The sequence below is a fragment of the Nesterenkonia sp. PF2B19 genome, assembly GCF_001758425.2.
GTDB lineage: Bacteria > Actinomycetota > Actinomycetes > Actinomycetales > Micrococcaceae > Nesterenkonia > Nesterenkonia aethiopica.
Genome location: NZ_MDSS02000006.1, coordinates 1 through 15,685, shown reverse-complemented (window position 1 = coordinate 15,685; position 15,685 = coordinate 1). Strand labels below are relative to the sequence as shown.

Below are 15,685 nucleotides of genomic sequence, written 5' to 3'. Positions count from 1 at the left end.
TGGACGCCCAGCAGCCTGCCCAGCACCACGCCCGGCAGCACGCACCAGCCGCAGCGCCGGCCGCCGTCGACCGCGCCGCCGTCGACCGTGCCCTCGTCGACCGTGGCCGCCGCGCTCGTCGCCGCCGATCCGTTGGCCCACCTCCGGGACGAGTTCGTCCTGGACGAGCAGGTCCGCTCCTACCTGGACGGCAACTCCCTCGGGCGGCCCACCAGGACGGCGGCCGAGCGACTGGGCCGCTTCGCCGTCGAGGAATGGGGCGCTCGGCTGATCCGCGCCTGGGACGAGTCCTGGATGGAGCTGCCGCTGCGCCTCGGGGACCGGATCGCCCGGCTCACCCTGGGAGCCGCCGAGGGGCAGACCTTCGTCGGGGACTCCACCACCGTCATCCTGTACAAGCTGCTGCGCGCCGCCGTCGACGCCCAGGCCGCGGCCGGCCGTCATGAGATCATCCTGGACACCGGTAACTTCCCCACCGACCGGTATCTGCTGGAGGGCATCGCGGCCGAACGCGGCATGACGCTGCGCTGGATCGACACCGACCCGGTGGAGGGCGTGGCCCTGGCAGACGTCGAGGCGCTGCTGGGGGAGCGGACCGCCGTCGTCGTGCTCAGCCACGTGGAGTACCGCTCCGGGCATCTGGCGGATCTTCCGGGCATCACCGCCGCGGCGCACCGGCACGGCGCGCTGGTGCTGTGGGACCTGTGCCATTCGGTCGGGTCGGTGCCGATCACCTTGGACGCCCATGAGGTGGACCTGGCGGTGGGCTGCACCTATAAGTACCTCAACGGCGGCCCGGGCTCCCCGGCCTTCGGCTATGTGGCTCGCCGTCACCTGGGCCGCCTGCGGCAGCCGGTCCAGGGCTGGATGGGCGCGGCAGACCCGTTCGCCATGGGGCCGGAGTATGCCCCGCACCCGGGCATCCGGGGGTTCATCAGCGGCACCCCGCCGGTGACCGGCATGCTCGCCATGGAGGGGATGCTGGACCTCATCGAGCAGGCCGGGATGGAGGCGGTGCGGGAGAAGTCGGTGGCGCTGACGGCTTCGCCGAGGAGCTGGTGGACGAGCTGCTGACACCGCTGGGCGTGCGTCTCTCCTCCCCACGGGATCCGCAGCGGCGCGGGTCCCACGTCACCGTGGACCACGAGGACTTCGCCGCCGTGCTGCCGGGGCTCTGGTCCCAGGGCGTGATCCCCGACTTCCGGCCTCCGCACGGGCTCCGGCTGGGCCTGTCCCCGCTGTCCACCAGCTTCGCGGAGGTGGAGGTCGGCATCCGCGCCATCCGGGACAGCCTGGTGGAGGTTCGCGACGGCGCAGGGTCGGCATGAGCCGCGCCGGCACGCGCAGGGTCGGCGCGGGACATGACGGTACGACGCCGGCGCAGCGGGAGTCCGCCCAGCTGGCCTCCCTGCTGGCCCGCGGGATCGCCGCCGGGACGCGCCACACCTACGGGGACCGGCCCGATCAGCACCTGGAGCTCTACGGCGACCCGGCCACCGCCGAACAGGGGATCATCCTGATCCACGGCGGGTACTTCCGTCAGCGTGTCGACCTCACCCACGCGCGCCCTCTGGCCGCCGCGCTCGCCGGGGGAGACGCGTCCGGGCGAGGGGGCGCGTCGTGGCCCTGCTGGAGTACCGGCGGGCCGGCGGAGACGGCGGGCATCCGCGCACGCTGGCGACGTCAGCACTGCGGTGGCGCACTGTGTCCGGCTGTGGCAGGAGCTCGGGATGCGTCCCGAGGGGGCCGCCGCCCCGCTGATCGTCGGGCATTCGGCCGGAGGGTGTCTGGCCCTGGCCTGGGCCACCCACCACGGGGCGGACCTGCCGCAGGCCCGGGTGCGGGCGCTGGCGCCCATCACCGACCTCATCCGTGAGGCGCGCGGTGGGCTCGCCGAGGGTGCGGTGCTCGACTACATGGGTGCGCTCCCGGACGAGGCGCCTGAGGCGTACCGCTGGGAGGATCCGCGCTCGCGGGCCGCGCTGCTGCCGGACGGATTCGACGCGCGGATCATCCACGGCACCGATGACGCCACCGTGGACATCGGATTCTCCCGAGACATGCCGCTGCCCGCGCACCGAACTCGACGGCGCCTGCCACTTCGACGTCATCGACCCGGCGTCGCCGTACTTCGCCGGCGTGCGGGACTGGCTGGCGGGCTGAGGCGCGGTCCGCCCTCGCGGCACCCGACGCGCTGGTAATCTGACGGAGGCAGCGACACACCACGCCAGGGACTCCTGGCACGATCGATGAGGGAGAACATGGCCGAGCAGAGTGCGCAGCTGGTGGGCATCTCCGACGAGCACCGAGTGCTCTCCGGGATGCAGCCCTCCGGAGACTCCCTGCACCTGGGGAACTACGTGGGCGCACTGGTCAACTGGGTGAAGATGCAGGAAGACTATGACGCCTTCTTCTTCATCCCGGACCTGCACGGCATCACCGTCCCCCACGACCCGGCGGAGCTGCGGCATCGCACCCGAATGACCGCCGCCCAGTTCCTGGCCGGCGGGATCGACGTGGAGCGCTCCACGCTGTTCGTGCAGTCCCATATGCCGGAGCACGCCCAGCTGGCCTGGGTGCTGACCTGCCTCACCGGAATGGGCGAAGCCTCCCGGATGACCCAGTTCAAGGACAAGTCCGCCAAACAGGGGGCGGACTCCGCCGGAGTGGGTCTGCTGACCTACCCGATGCTCATGGCCGCCGATATCCTGCTCTACCAGCCCGACGGCGTGCCGGTGGGTGACGACCAGAAGCAGCACGTGGAGCTGGCACGCAACCTGGCCCAGCGGTTCAACCACCGGTTCGGAGAGACCTTCCGGGTCCCGGAACCCTTCATCCCCGAGGTCGGGGCCCGCATCTACGACCTGCAGGACCCCACCACCAAGATGAGCAAGTCCGCCTCCTCACCGAACGGGCTGCTCAACATCATGGACACGGACAAGAAGATCGCCAAGAAGATCAAGTCCGCGGTCACCGACGACGGCACCGAGATCCGCTTCGACCGGGATGCCAAGCCCGGGATCTCCAATCTGCTGAGCATCTACTCCTCGGTCTCCGGAAAGAGCATCGACGAGCTTGTCGAGGAGTACCAGGGGAAGATGTACGGCCACCTGAAGGTGGATCTGGCCGACGCCGTGGTGGCGACGCTGGGACCGATCCGTGACCGGGCCCTGGAGCTGCTGGAGGACACCGACGAGCTCGACGCCCTGCTCGCCCGCGGTGCGGAGAAGGCACGCGGCATCGCCTCACCGCTGCTGGCCGACATCTATGAGAAGGTCGGCTTCCTGCCCGCATCCGGGGCGTGAGCCGAGGCAGTGTCGACGGTGACGCGGGAGGTAGGCCTGAGATGACCACGAACCCTTCCCGCCTCCGCCCACGGAACTCCCACCACAACGCCCTGCTGCAGTCTGCGCGCTCCAGGATCGAGAAGATCGACGATCGCACGGAGGTCCGCGCCCGGCCGGACCCGATCGATGCCGCGGCGCTGAAGCAGGAGGAGCTGCGCGCCCGAATGGCGTTCGGCCGCGCCCGCCGCGACGCCCGGGGGACCCTGGCCGTAGGGATGGCCCTGGTGGAGTGGGGACTGGCGCGGTGGGCGCGGTTCCGGCCGGTCCGGGCGATCAATCTGTTCTTCTTCCACTACGGCACGGTGATGGCCGCCGGCGCCGCCTACATGATGTTCTTCTCCGTGGCCGCCATGCTGGTGGCGGTCTTCTCCGTGGCGGGTCTGGTGATCGGCGGGGACGAGGAGATGCAGTCCTTCATCGTGGAGGCGGTGGAGACCGCGGTGCCCGGGGTGATCGACACCGGCGACGGTGGGCTGGCGCGGCCGGAGACGCTCTTCGACACCGCCGGATTCAACGCAGCCCTGGTGGTCTCGCTGACCGTCATGGTGGTCGCCTCGCTGAGTTGGATCCACGGCCTGCGCTCCGGGATCCGCAGCATCTTCGACCGGCCGCTGATGGCCGAGTACATCTGGGTGGTGAAGTCCCGGGACTTCCTGATCATGCTGGTGCTCGGCGCGGTGCTGGCCAGCACGACGGCGGCGAACCTGCTGACGACGGTGTTCCTGGACGCCACCCTCGGCATCCTGGGGTGGGAGGCGCTGGACGGGCCGCTGACGCGTCTGACCACCATCGGAGTGTCCTTCGTGCTGGACGTGCTCGTGGCGGTGCTGCTGATGCGGGTGGCCTCCCGGATCGTCATCCCCGTCTCTGCGCTGTGGCAGGCCGCGATCATCGCCGGGCTGGGGTCCTCGTTGCTGCGGCAGCTCTCCACGCAGCTGATCTCCGGGGCCACCGCCAATGAGCTGCTGCTGCCGTTCACCACGGTGCTGGGGCTGTTCTTCTACTTCTACGTGTTCAGTCTGGTGTACCTGCTGGCGGCCGCGTGGGGCGCCGTCGTCGCCGCCGACCGTACCGCGAAGGACTGACCAGTGCCGCCCGGCTCGCCCGTTGTGCGCCGTCCAGCACGACGCCGAGCGAAAGATCGTCCCTCTATGAGAGATCGTGCCTGTATGGACGGGCGATTTCTCATAGAGAGACGATCTGTGAGGACGGCAGCCGCGGGACGCCGGCGGCACACAGACGCGTGCCGAGCGTGGTGGGGCGTCGCAGGTCCTCCCATCCCCATCGCACCACCGTGCGGCCGGTGCGGCGGATCCCGTCCTCGCGGATCTTCTCTTCATAGACGGCCAGGGCCGCGCTCCGTCCCGTCTGATCCTGCTGGCTGAAGTACTTGATCCGGCCGTCGAACTCTCCGACGACGCCGGCGTCACGCCATTCGAAGTCCAGTCGGGCGTGTCCCGTCTCCAGCGCCACTCGGGTCTGAAGCTCCGGCGTGACGAACCCCAGCTCATGGATCCTCACGCGCGACCATGATTCTCCCGGAGATTCGGCCCGCGGGTCGGTGAACGCGAGACGCTTCTGCAGCAGAGCGCGCCGGCGTCGTGAGCTGACGTGGTCCTTCCACGCGAGAAGCAGACGCCGCGCCTCATCTTCCGCCGTACCTTGCGCCATGAGCCGGGCGAGCACGGCATCGAGGATGACGACGGCGTCCGCGGCGGGCACCCTGGTCGCTGTGTCCACCGCGGCGAGTTCCAGAGGCTCAGCTCGGTACCCGGCGGCAGGGCCCTGGCAGATTCTCAGCGCCGTGGGCGGGAGCATCTGCTGGGGGAGGAGCAGCTTTTCGGCAGATCGCCTGTCCTGCTGGGCCTGCGACCGCATGGCAGAGCGGTGCTGGTCAGGTGGAATCATCGGCTCATGGCGCTGCGTGGGCATGCCCTGCAGAATCGCTGCCCGTGCCGGAGGATGGCGGTGCTTGGCCAGAACGGCGTCAGCGGAGAGCCGGCCCGTCATCGGCGTCTGCCGTGTGATGCGCACCGAACTCCTGCGCATCGTCCGCACGTGGATGCGCTGAGGAGGATGCAGCAGCGGGATGCCGTGCAGAAGCAGGGCGCTGGTGCGGCAGAAGACCGTCTCAGGGTCGGCCAGGGCCGTGGCTGCGATCATCAGGACGGGTCTTTCCCACGGTGCGGCGTCGAGCCATTCCTGCGCGGGGACGTAGACGCCGCGTCGCAGCCTGAGCATGTCGCCCGTCCGCACTCCGTAGCTGAGGTCGGTGCCGGTGTGCAGACCGTCAGGGGTGGGCCGGGCGAGGTGCAGGGGGATCTGGGGCCGGGAGGGGATCTCCATGGAAGCACTCTGCCGCACATCGGCCTGATGCCGCCCACGTTATCCACAGGTCCGGGGCACCGGCCGCTGGGGGGAGGGGCGGCGAAGGAGCAGACGCAGAGGGTGCAGACGCAGAAAGTGCAGACGCCAGGAGGGGCCCGCCGCATCATGCGGCGAGCCCCTCCTGGTGCCTGGGAACGTAGGTCAGCCGGTCACATGGCCCGGGTCAGGATGGCCGTCTTGACCTCCTGGATGGCCTTGGTGACCTCGATCCCGCGCGGGCAGGCGTCCGAGCAGTTGAAGGTGGTGCGGCAGCGCCACACGCCCTCCTTGTCGTTGAGGACCTCCAGGCGCATGTCGCCGGCGTCGTCGCGGGAGTCGAAGATGAAGCGGTGGGCGTTCACGATCGCCGCGGGGCCGAAGTACTGGCCGTCGGTCCAGAACACCGGGCAGGAGGACGTGCAGGCCGCGCACAGGATGCACTTGGTGGTGTCGTCGAACCGCTCGCGGTCCTCCGGGGACTGCAGCCGTTCCGCCGTCGGGGCGGGGGAGTTGTTGACCAGGAACGGCATGATCTCCCGGTAGGACTGGAAGAACGGCTCCATGTCCACGATCAGGTCCTTCTCCACCGGGAGGCCCTTGATCGGCTCCACCGTGATCGGCTTGGAGGTGTCGAGGTCCTTCAGCAGGGTCTTGCAGGCCAGGCGGTTGCGGCCGTTGATGCGCATGGCGTCGGAGCCGCAGATGCCGTGGGCGCAGGAACGACGGAACGTCAGCGAGCCGTCGATCTCCCACTTGACCTTGTGCAGGGCGTCCAGCACACGGTCCGTGCCGTACATGGTCAGGGTCCACTCGTCCCAACGGGCCTCATCCGAGAACTCGGGATCGTAGCGGCGCACCTTCAGGGTGATGTCGAAGCTGGGGATCTCCCCGCCTCCGCCCGAGCTCTGGGCGAGATCGACCTTGGAGGCAGGCTCTGCGACGTCTTGGGTGGGGGTGCTCATCAGTACTTACGCTCCATCGGCTCGTAGCGGGTGAAGACGACCGGCTTGGTCTCGAAGCGGATGCCCTTCGTGCCCTCGGTCTCCGCCTCGGGGTCCTGGTAGAGCATCGAGTGCAGCATGAAGTTCTCGTCGTCGCGGTCGGGGAAGTCCTCGCGGTAGTGACCTCCGCGGGACTCCTGCCGGTGCAGCGCGGCCACGGTCATGACCTCGGCCATGTCCAGCAGGAAGCCGAGCTCCACGGCCTCGAGCAGGTCGAGGTTGAACCGGCGGCCCTTGTCCTGGATCTGCACCTGCTGGTAACGCTCCCGCAGGTTCTCGATGACGCCGAGGGCCTCCTTGATGGTCTCCTCGGAACGGAACACCTGCATGTTGGCGTCCATGGTCTCCTGGAGCTCGGCACGGATGGCGGCCACCCGCTCTCCGCCGTTGCCGTTGCGGACCGTGGCGAGCATCTCCTCGGTGCGGGCGGTCGGGTTCTCCGGCAGCTCCACGAACTCGGCGGTGGAGGCGTACTCGGCGGCGGCGATGCCGGCGCGCTTGCCGAACACGTTGATGTCCAGCAGGGAGTTGGTGCCCAGACGGTTGGACCCGTGGACGGAGACGCAGGCGACCTCGCCGGCGGCGTAGAGGCCGGGGACGGTGGTGTCGTTGTCCTGCAGCACCTCGGAGGTCACCGTGGTGGGCACGCCGCCCATGGCGTAGTGGCAGGTGGGGAACACCGGAACCGGCTCCGTGTACGGCTCCACACCGAGGTAGGTGCGGGCGAACTCGGTGATGTCCGGCAGCTTGGCGTCGATGTGCGCCGGCTCCAGGTGGGTCAGGTCCAGCAGCACGTAGTCCTTGTTCGGGCCGCAGCCGCGCCCCTCCCGCACCTCGTTGGCCATGGACCGGGCGACGATGTCACGCGGGGCCAGGTCCTTGATGGTGGGGGCGTAGCGCTCCATGAAGCGTTCACCCTCGGAGTTGCGCAGGATGCCGCCCTCACCGCGGGCCGCCTCGGAGAGCAGAATGCCCAGCCCGGCCAGTCCGGTCGGGTGGAACTGCACGAACTCCATGTCCTCCAGCGGGATGCCGGCGCGGTAGGCGATGGCCATGCCGTCCCCGGTCAGCGTGTGCGCGTTGGAGGTGGTCTTGAAGATCTTGCCCAACCCGCCGGTGGCGAACACCACGGACTTGGCCTGGAAGACGTGGATCTCACCGTTGGCGAGGTCGTAGGAGACGACGCCGGCGACGCGCTTCTGCTTGTAGGGGGTGCCGTCCTCGCGGGTGGCGTCCTCCTCCACGGTGAGCAGGTCCAGCACGTAGTACTCGTTGTGGAACTCCACGTTGTGCTTGACGCAGTTCTGGTAGAGCGTCTGCAGGATCATGTGGCCGGTGCGGTCGGCCGCATAGCAGGCGCGGCGCACGGCGGCCTTGCCGTGGTCGCGCGTGTGGCCGCCGAAGCGACGCTGGTCGATCTTGCCCTCGGGGGTGCGGTTGAAGGGCAGCCCCATCTTCTCCAGGTCGAGGACGGCGTCGATGGCCTCCTTGGCCATGACCTCGGCCGCGTCCTGGTCGACCAGGTAGTCACCGCCCTTGACGGTGTCGAAGGTGTGCCACTCCCAGTTGTCCTCCTCGACGTTCGCGAGGGCGGCGCACATGCCGCCCTGGGCGGCGCCGGTGTGGGAGCGGGTCGGATAGAGCTTCGTCAGCACGGCGGTGTGGGCGCGCTGGCCGGATTCGATGGCGGCGCGCATCCCCGCGCCGCCGGCGCCGACGATGACGACGTCATACTTGTGAACCTGCATCAGCTTGGGTGTCTCTCTTCGGTCGGAAGTGGTGGAGGCGTCTCGGACGGGGCCCGCGCTCCCCGCCGTCGTCGTGCCCTGGGCGGAGCCCGGGGTCAGCCCGGCGGGGAGGGGCGCTCGTCGATCAGTTCGGGCAGACCGCCCGCGGCAGCGGCTCGCCGGTGGTGCTGTCCAGCAGGCACGGCTCGAAGGTGAAGATCACCATGGTGCCCAGGATGATGATCACCGTGCTGCCGATGTAGAGGATCGACTTCAGCCACAGGCGGGTCGAGTCCTTCTCGGCGTAGTCGTTGATGATGGTGCGCATGCCGTTGGTGCCGTGCAGCATGGCCAGCCAGAGCATGGTCAGGTCCCAGAACTGCCAGACCGGGTTGGCCCACTTGCCGGCGACGAAGCCGAAGTCGACCTGGTGGATGCCGTCACCCACCATGAGGTTCACCCACAGGTGCACGAAGATGAGCACCACCAGGGCGATGCCGGAGACGCGCATGAAGACCCAGGCGGCCATCTCGAAGCTGCCGGAGGTCGTCTTGCTGCGCAGGTACTTGGGGTCCACTCGTCCCGAGCGGGGGGCCTCGATGCCCTGTGCCGGGAGGACTGCTTCAGAGTTGGTGGCGGTCATCGATCAGTTCCACCCTTCCAGGAAGAGCATCAGGTGACGGGCGCTGAAGGCGACCATCGTCACGATCCAGAGGGCGAGCACGCCCCAGAGCATCTGCTTGTGGTAGCGCGTGCCCTTCTTCCAGAAGTCCACCAGGATGATCCGCAGACCGTTGAAGGCGTGGAAGACGATCGCGCCGACCAGGCCGATCTCGCCCATGATCATGATGGGGTTCTTATAGGCGCCGATGACGGCATCGTAGGCCTCCGGAGACACGCGCACGAGCGAAGTGTCGAGCACGTGGACCAGGAGGAAGAAGAAGATGCCGACGCCGGTGATCCTGTGGCCGACCCAGGACCACATGCCTTCTCGGCCCCTGTACAGGGTGCCTTTGGATTGCGTCACGTGTGTAAACCTCCCTGCATCGTCGCATGGCGTTCCGCCCGCCCTTCCTTGGGTGCGCATCTGATCGCAGTTGGCGGAGCGGATGTGTGTGACGCCTGTGCGAGTGCGATCTACGTACCAGGGTAAGCCACCGTCGCCGGTGACGCGGGCGTCGGCACATTCCTGGACGCAATGTTGCGCGGATCATCGTAGACCTTCCGCCCGGGAGGAGATGAATCATGACCTTCGCCACAGGACGGACCGCCAATATTTCTACGTGACGTAGAAATTCGACTTTCCCGGGGGCGCGAGAGCGGCCACAGGAAGGGATGCGGGCCCGAGAGGGAGGCTCACGTCGCTCCGGGCGGGAGAGGACCCGCAGCGCCGGAACGGGCCGATGTCGCCGGACACGTCTACCCTGGGGGAGTGACTTTCGCACATGATGCCTCTCTGGCCGGGGCCGAGGCCCGGCACGCCGGGGACCACGACGTCGTCGCGGCCTCTGCTGCGCCCCCCGTCAGCTTCGAGCGCTTCTACACCGTGATCCCCGCCGGAGGAGTGGGCACCCGGCTGTGGCCGCTCTCGCGCGCGAACGCGCCGAAGTTCCTGCATGACCTCACGGGCTCCGGCACCACCCTGATCCGGGGCACCTACGAGCGGCTGGCTCCGCTGACCGGCGAACGCGTGGTGGTGGTCACCGGTGAGCAGCACCGGGACGCGGTGCGCGCCCAGCTGCCCGAGGTGGACGAGGACGATCTGGTCCTCGAGCCCTCGCCGAAGGACTCTGCGGCCGCAATCGGACTGGCCGCGGCGATCCTGCACCGGCGCAGTCCGGACATCATCATGGGGTCCTTCGCCGCCGACCAGGTCATCGCCCCGGTGGACGCCTTCCAGGCGGCCGTCCGGGAGGCCGTCGCCACGGCGGCCACCGGCAAGATCGTGACCATCGGGATCACCCCCACCCATCCCTCCACCGCCTTCGGCTACATCCGCCGCGGGGAGCGGCTCGAGGTGGACCACGCGCCGAGCGCTCGTCAGGTGGCCGAGTTCGTGGAGAAGCCGGGGGAGGCGCGGGCCGCCCAGTACGTGGCCGACGGCGACTACCTGTGGAACGCGGGAATGTTCGTGGCCCCGGTGGGGCTGCTGCTGCAGCATCTGCGGGCCGCCGAGCCGCAGCTGCACGCCGGTCTGGTGGAGATCGCCGAGGCCTGGGGCACATCGCGGCAGGACGAGGTCATGCAGCGGATCTGGCCGTCGTTGCCGAAGACCGCCATCGACTATGCCGTGGCGGAGCCGGCCGCCGACGCCGGGGACGTGGCCGTCATCCCCGGGGACTTCACCTGGGACGACGTCGGCGACTTTGCCGCCATCGCCCGACTGAACCCCGCGCATGAGCAGGATGAGATGACCGTGCTGGGAGAGAAAGCACGCGTCTATTCGGACCAGTCCAGCGGCGTGGTGGTCTCCGACACCCAGCGGGTCGTCGCGCTCATCGGCGTCCAGGACATCGTGGTGGTGGACACCGAGGACGCCCTGCTGGTGACCACCACCGATCACGCCCAGTCCGTCAAGCAGGCGGTGGAGGCGCTGCGTGAGAAGGGAGACTCCGATGTCCTCTAGCCCTGTCACCACCGATGAGGCGCTCCACGGGGCGGCCGCCGTCGTCGAGGACCTGGAGCCCCGGCTGCTGGCCATGCGCCGGGAGATCCACTCCCATCCGGAGCTCTCCTGGCAGGAGGTGGAGACCACGAACCGGATCGCCGCCTGGCTGCGGGAGGTCGGACTGGAGCCGCAGATGCTGCCGGAGACCACCGGGCTGTTCGTCGACGTCGGCGACGGGCCGCTGGTCGCCGGATTCCGCGGGGACATCGACGCGCTGCCGGTCACCGAGCTGACGGACCTGGACTACGCCTCGCAGCACCCCGACGTCGCCCACGCCTGCGGCCATGACATCCACACCACCGTCATGCTGGGGCTGGCACTGAGCCTGCAGCGGCTGCACGACGAGCGGCCCCATGGGTTGGGCGGCAGCGTGCGGATCATCTTCCAACCGGCGGAGGAGACCATGCCCGGCGGCGCGCTGGAGGTGATCCGTCGCGGCGTGCTGGAGCCGGTGCGCGGGTCTTCGCGCTGCACGCGGACCCGCGCATCGACGTGGAGACCATCGGCACCCGCATCGGTGCGATCACGTCGGCGGCCGACGTGGTGCGCATCGAGGTCACCGGCCGCGGCGGACACACCTCCCGGCCACACCTGACCGAGGACGTGGTTTCCGCCCTGGCGCACATCGCCACCACCGCCCCCAGCGTGCTGTCCCGCCGGGTGGACGTCCGCTCAGCGGTCTCCCTGGTCTGGGGCCAGATCCAGGCCGGCAGCGCGCACAACGCCATCCCGTCGACCGGCACGCTGGTGGGCACCATGCGGGTCCTCGACGCCGAGGCCTGGCGCGGTGCCGGAGAGCTGCTGGAGGAGATCATCGGCCAATGCGCGGCACCCTTCGGCGTGGACGTCGCCCTGGAGCATGTCCGGGGCGTGCCGCCGGTGAACAACGCCGAGGCGGAGACCATGCTGCTGGAGGAGTGCGGACGGGCCATGCTGGGCGCCGACGCCGTCGAACTGGCCCCGCAGTCCATGGGCGGAGAGGACTTCGCCTGGATGACCCAGGAACGGCCCGGAGCGATGTTCCGGCTGGGAACCCGCACCCCCGGCGGGGAGGACTTCGACCTCCACCGCGGAGACTACGCCCCGGACGAGCGGGCGCTGGCGGTCGGCACCAAGGTCATGGTCGCCACGGCGCTGCGCTGCCTGGCCGCCGGGCCGTCCGGAGCCTTCGGCAGGACCTCATGACGCCACCCGCCCCGGTCCACTCCCTGTCCGTACCACCCGTAGGATGACCCCATGAACGTCGATCACCCCCGCGACTCCGCCGAGCGCTCGACAGATCCGGCCGGCGGCCCTTCCGCGGAGCATGAGGATCTGGACTTCACCGGCAGCCTCCGGCTGGCCCCCGGCGGGGGCTCCGTGGACTGGGATGCATTGCACACCCAGGCGCGGATCGCCATGACCAAGGCCTATGTGCCGTACTCGAAGTACCCGGTGGGAGCGGCGGGGCTGCTGGACACCGGCAGCATCGTCTCCGGCTGCAATGTGGAGAACGCCTCCTACGGGCTGACGCTGTGTGCGGAATGCACCATGGTGGGCCAGCTGCAGATGTCCGGAGGCGGCCGTCTGGTGGCGTTCACCTGCGTCAATGGCGACGGCGAGCCGATCACCCCGTGCGGCAGGTGCCGTCAGCTGCTCCATGAGTTCGCCGCCGAGACGCTGTTCATCCGGACCGCGGACGGCGTGACCACGCTGCAGGACCTTCTGCCGCAGGCCTTCGGCCCGCGGGACCTCGAGGACTGAGCCCTCCCGCGCCGCCCTGTCCGATCCACGACACCGTCCACTCGAGAGGACACCTCCCCATGACCTCTGACGTCGCCTCCGCACCGACCGGCTTCGACCCGCAGGCCTTCGACGTCGTCGACCTGATCCGCACCAAGCGCGACGGCGGGGTGCTCTCCTCGGCGGAGATCGACTGGGTGATCGCCGCCTACACCGCCGGCCGGGTGGCCGATGAGCAGATGTCGGCCATGGCCATGGCGATCCTGCTGCGCGGCATGGGCCGGGACGAGATCTCCTCGTGGACCCGGGCGATGATCGCCTCGGGGGAGCGGATGGACTTCTCCTCGCTGACCACTGCCGACGGCGCCCGCCGCCGCACGGCGGACAAGCACTCCACCGGCGGGGTAGGGGACAAGATCACCCTGCCGCTGGCTCCGCTGGTAGCGAGCTTCGGGGTGCCGGTGCCGCAGCTCTCCGGCCGCGGCCTGGGCCACACCGGCGGCACGCTGGACAAGCTGGAGGCCATCCCCGGCTGGCGGGCGTCGCTGAGCAATGAGGAGATGCTCGCCCAGCTGGACGACGTCGGCGCGGTGATCTGCGCGGCCGGAGCCGGGCTGGCACCGGCGGACAAGAAGCTCTATGCCTTGCGGGACGTCACCGGCACCGTGGAGGCGATCCCGCTGATCGCCAGTTCCATCATGTCCAAGAAGATCGCCGAGGGCACCGATGCGCTCGTGCTGGACGTGAAGGTCGGCTCCGGTGCCTTCATGAAGTCCCGCGAGGACGCCGAGGAACTGGCCCGCACCATGGTCGCCCTGGGCACCGACGCCGGAGTGGCGACCACCGCCCTGATCACGGCCATGGAGACCCCTCTGGGACTGACTGCCGGCAATGCCATCGAAGTTCAGGAGTCGGTGGAGGTGCTCGCCGGGGGCGGACCGTCCGACGTCGTGGAGCTGACCGTGGCACTGGCGCAGGAGATGCTCACCGCCGCCGGGGTTCCGGATGCGGACCCTGCGGAGGCGCTGCAGGACGGACGGGCCATGGACACCTGGCGGCGGATGATCGCCGCCCAGGGCGGCGATCCGGACGCGGACCTGCCGACTGCGGCGCATCAGCACACGGTGACCGCAGGGGTCTCCGGGACGGTGACCCGGATGGATGCGATGGCGGTGGGCCTGGCCGCCTGGCGTCTGGGGGCGGGGCGCGCCCGCAAGGAGGACGCCGTGCAGGCCGGAGCTGGGGTGCGTATGCACGTCAAGCCCGGTGAGGTGGTCCAGGAGGGCCAGCCGCTGTTCACGCTGCTCACCGATGAGGAATCGCGGATGGCCCGTGCCGAGGAGGCGCTGCAGGGAGCGGTCGACGTCGATGCGGAGGGTGGTCCGGTGGAGCTCGGGGACCTGGTGCTGGACCGCATCAGCGCCGAGGACCTCTAAGCGGCACCGGCCGCGGCGCTGCTGAGGGGACCCCGATGACGCGTTTCCAGGAGTGGAGCGAGTTCTTCAACGCGCTGGTCATCGAGGTGGCCTCCGGCTGGTGGACCCTTCTGGGCCTCGGGGGCTTCGTCTTCATCAATGGGGTCTTCCCGCCGCTGCCGTCGGATTCGCTGATCATCACACTCGGCTCGGTCCAGGACCAGCCGGGGACGCCCTGGTGGCTGTGGGTGATCCTGGTGGCAGCAGGCGCCGCCGTGCTGGGTGACTTCGTGGCCTACCTGTTGGGCCGACGGATCGGCACCGATCGGTGGGCATGGCTGCGTCGCCCGGCGATGCAGCGGACCCTGACCTGGTCCCGCCATGAGCTGGACAAACGGGGAGTGCTGCTGATCTTCGTGGGTCGCTTCATCCCGGGCGCGCGGGTGGCGATCAATTTCGTGGCCGGGTCCACTCGGTACTCCAAGCGACGGTTCCTGCTGATCGACGCGGTCGCCTCCCTCGTCTGGGCGAGCTGGCTCATCGTGCTGGGTGCAGTGGGCACCGAGCTGCTGGGCAGCCAGCTGCTGGCGATGCTGGTGGGCATCGGGGTGGCGGTGCTGCTGGGTCTGCTCTGCGACCGGCTCTTCCGCCTGCTGTCCGTCTGGCTCGATCGCAAGGGTGTGCACATCGACCCGGAGGGCTATCAGGACACCGGTGTCATCGAGGTGGAGCGGCCGATCCGGCTGCGGCGACACCATCGGGAGCACGACGACGAGGGGTGACCGGGCTCTCCGAGCGCTGACGGTGGGTCGGTTTGACGGACACGGTCATGTCGGTGTGAGCTGTTCGGGGTGAGCAGCAGGCCAGGGGGGACTGGTCTGCTCACGTACTGGTCGAGTCCTGAACGGGAGGGAACGGGCGTTGGTCTTCTACGACGTCAACGTGTCGCAGTGCATCACGATCTTCGGTGCGGCAGAGGATGAACCGCCCTGGGTTCTGTTCCGGTCTTTATGCGGGTGCCCGGGCGGGCTCGTGTGATTGATAGTAGGCGGCCTCGGCCTCTGCTGGGGTGCGATAGTCGAGCGCTTCGTGCAGGCGCTGCGTGTTCCACCAGTTGACCCAGTTCATGGTCTGGAACTCGACCTCGGTCGTCGAAGGCCAGGCGGGTCGAGCGTGGATGAGTTCGGCCTTGTAGAGGCCGTTCACGGCCTCAGCGAGGGCGTTGTCATAGCTGTCTCCGACGGTGCCGACCGAACCGGTGATCCCGACCTCGGCGAGGCGTTCGGAGTAGCGGATGGACACGTACTGACTCCCGCGATCGGAATGATGCACGAGCCCATCTAGGGCGTGTTGCTAAAGGGTGGAGCGTCGGTCGTCGGCGAGTCTGTCCTTGTGGCACGCAGAGAGATATCTGACGAGACCTGGGCAGTGATCGGCC

General features: G+C 69.1%; 12 protein-coding genes and 3 pseudogenes. 9 read left to right on the top strand and 6 right to left on the bottom strand.

Translation table 11 applies throughout. The features are described from left to right. The first annotated feature begins 87 nt into the window (after positions 1–87). From kynU to BCY76_RS02840, 4 genes and pseudogenes are all read left to right on the top strand, one after another. Positions 88–1,328 (top strand): annotated as a pseudogene (gene kynU / locus BCY76_RS02855) (kynureninase). A gap of 402 nt (positions 1,329–1,730) precedes the next feature. Continuing rightward, positions 1,731–2,201, top strand: coding sequence for an alpha/beta hydrolase family protein (locus tag BCY76_RS02850; RefSeq protein WP_085437139.1), 471 nt, complete (start codon positions 1,731–1,733; stop codon positions 2,199–2,201). Positions 2,202–2,261: 60 nt separating this feature from the next. Continuing rightward, positions 2,262–3,305 (top strand): tryptophan--tRNA ligase, encoded by a 1,044-nt coding sequence (gene trpS / locus BCY76_RS02845; protein WP_237089926.1) that lies wholly within the window; start codon positions 2,262–2,264, stop codon positions 3,303–3,305. A 41-nt stretch (positions 3,306–3,346) separates the two neighbouring features. Then, positions 3,347–4,432, top strand: coding sequence for a YihY/virulence factor BrkB family protein (locus tag BCY76_RS02840; protein ID WP_070161506.1), 1,086 nt, complete (start codon positions 3,347–3,349; stop codon positions 4,430–4,432). A 100-nt stretch (positions 4,433–4,532) separates the two neighbouring features. Here BCY76_RS02840 and BCY76_RS02835 read toward each other — a convergent pair whose 3' ends face one another. From BCY76_RS02835 to sdhC, 5 genes are all read right to left on the bottom strand, one after another. After that, positions 4,533–5,693 (bottom strand): hypothetical protein, encoded by a 1,161-nt coding sequence (locus tag BCY76_RS02835; RefSeq protein WP_070161504.1) that lies wholly within the window; start codon positions 5,691–5,693, stop codon positions 4,533–4,535. A 191-nt stretch (positions 5,694–5,884) separates the two neighbouring features. Next, entirely contained in the window at positions 5,885–6,676 is a 792-nt protein-coding gene (locus tag BCY76_RS02830) for a succinate dehydrogenase iron-sulfur subunit (protein ID WP_070161503.1), read from the bottom strand. Beyond that, entirely contained in the window at positions 6,676–8,463 is a 1,788-nt protein-coding gene (gene sdhA / locus BCY76_RS02825) for a succinate dehydrogenase flavoprotein subunit (RefSeq protein WP_070161501.1), read from the bottom strand. The genes BCY76_RS02830 and sdhA overlap by 1 nt, the downstream gene beginning before the upstream one ends. Before the next feature lie 124 nt (positions 8,464–8,587). Then, positions 8,588–9,085, bottom strand: coding sequence for a succinate dehydrogenase hydrophobic membrane anchor subunit (locus BCY76_RS02820; RefSeq protein ID WP_070161499.1), 498 nt, complete (start codon positions 9,083–9,085; stop codon positions 8,588–8,590). A 3-nt stretch (positions 9,086–9,088) separates the two neighbouring features. Then, positions 9,089–9,469 carry a succinate dehydrogenase, cytochrome b556 subunit gene (sdhC, locus tag BCY76_RS02815; RefSeq protein ID WP_139827581.1) on the bottom strand — a complete coding sequence of 127 codons (381 nt, stop codon included), beginning with the start codon at positions 9,467–9,469 and terminating at the stop codon, positions 9,089–9,091. Positions 9,470–9,988: 519 nt separating this feature from the next. Here sdhC and BCY76_RS02810 point away from each other — a divergent pair. The 5 genes and pseudogenes from BCY76_RS02810 to BCY76_RS02790 all read left to right on the top strand — a co-directional run bounded on the left by BCY76_RS02810 (position 9,989) and on the right by BCY76_RS02790 (position 15,029). Continuing rightward, positions 9,989–11,068 (top strand): mannose-1-phosphate guanylyltransferase, encoded by a 1,080-nt coding sequence (locus tag BCY76_RS02810; protein WP_237089936.1) that lies wholly within the window; start codon positions 9,989–9,991, stop codon positions 11,066–11,068. Next, positions 11,058–12,295: pseudogene (locus BCY76_RS02805) on the top strand (amidohydrolase). Before BCY76_RS02810 ends, BCY76_RS02805 begins: the two are co-directional and overlap by 11 nt. A 51-nt stretch (positions 12,296–12,346) precedes the next feature. Further along, on the top strand, positions 12,347–12,853 hold the full coding sequence (locus tag BCY76_RS02800; RefSeq protein ID WP_083277677.1) for a cytidine deaminase: 507 nt from the start codon (positions 12,347–12,349) through the stop codon (positions 12,851–12,853). A 59-nt stretch (positions 12,854–12,912) separates the two neighbouring features. Then, positions 12,913–14,268 (top strand): thymidine phosphorylase, encoded by a 1,356-nt coding sequence (locus tag BCY76_RS02795; protein WP_085437137.1) that lies wholly within the window; start codon positions 12,913–12,915, stop codon positions 14,266–14,268. 35 nt (positions 14,269–14,303) lie between these two features. Continuing rightward, positions 14,304–15,029 carry a DedA family protein gene (locus tag BCY76_RS02790; RefSeq protein ID WP_070161492.1) on the top strand — a complete coding sequence of 242 codons (726 nt, stop codon included), beginning with the start codon at positions 14,304–14,306 and terminating at the stop codon, positions 15,027–15,029. Between the two features lie 226 nt (positions 15,030–15,255). Here BCY76_RS02790 and BCY76_RS02785 read toward each other — a convergent pair. Further along, positions 15,256–15,585: pseudogene (locus BCY76_RS02785) on the bottom strand (integrase core domain-containing protein); the annotation flags it as partial. Positions 15,586–15,685: the final 100 nt, after the last annotated feature.

What these genes read in the sequence shown, in the direction of transcription:
- BCY76_RS02850 (WP_085437139.1), top strand. Translation starts at nt 1,731, where the DNA reads ATGCGTCCCGAGGGGGCCGCCGCCCCGCTGATCGTCGGGCATTCGGCC.
- trpS (WP_237089926.1), top strand. Translation starts at nt 2,262, where the DNA reads ATGGCCGAGCAGAGTGCGCAGCTGGTGGGCATCTCCGACGAGCACCGA.
- BCY76_RS02840 (WP_070161506.1), top strand. Translation starts at nt 3,347, where the DNA reads ATGACCACGAACCCTTCCCGCCTCCGCCCACGGAACTCCCACCACAAC.
- BCY76_RS02835 (WP_070161504.1), bottom strand. Translation starts at nt 5,693, where the DNA reads ATGGAGATCCCCTCCCGGCCCCAGATCCCCCTGCACCTCGCCCGGCCC.
- BCY76_RS02830 (WP_070161503.1), bottom strand. Translation starts at nt 6,676, where the DNA reads ATGAGCACCCCCACCCAAGACGTCGCAGAGCCTGCCTCCAAGGTCGAT.
- sdhA (WP_070161501.1), bottom strand. Translation starts at nt 8,463, where the DNA reads ATGCAGGTTCACAAGTATGACGTCGTCATCGTCGGCGCCGGCGGCGCG.
- BCY76_RS02820 (WP_070161499.1), bottom strand. Translation starts at nt 9,085, where the DNA reads ATGACCGCCACCAACTCTGAAGCAGTCCTCCCGGCACAGGGCATCGAG.
- BCY76_RS02800 (WP_083277677.1), top strand. Translation starts at nt 12,347, where the DNA reads ATGAACGTCGATCACCCCCGCGACTCCGCCGAGCGCTCGACAGATCCG.
- BCY76_RS02795 (WP_085437137.1), top strand. Translation starts at nt 12,913, where the DNA reads ATGACCTCTGACGTCGCCTCCGCACCGACCGGCTTCGACCCGCAGGCC.
- BCY76_RS02790 (WP_070161492.1), top strand. Translation starts at nt 14,304, where the DNA reads ATGACGCGTTTCCAGGAGTGGAGCGAGTTCTTCAACGCGCTGGTCATC.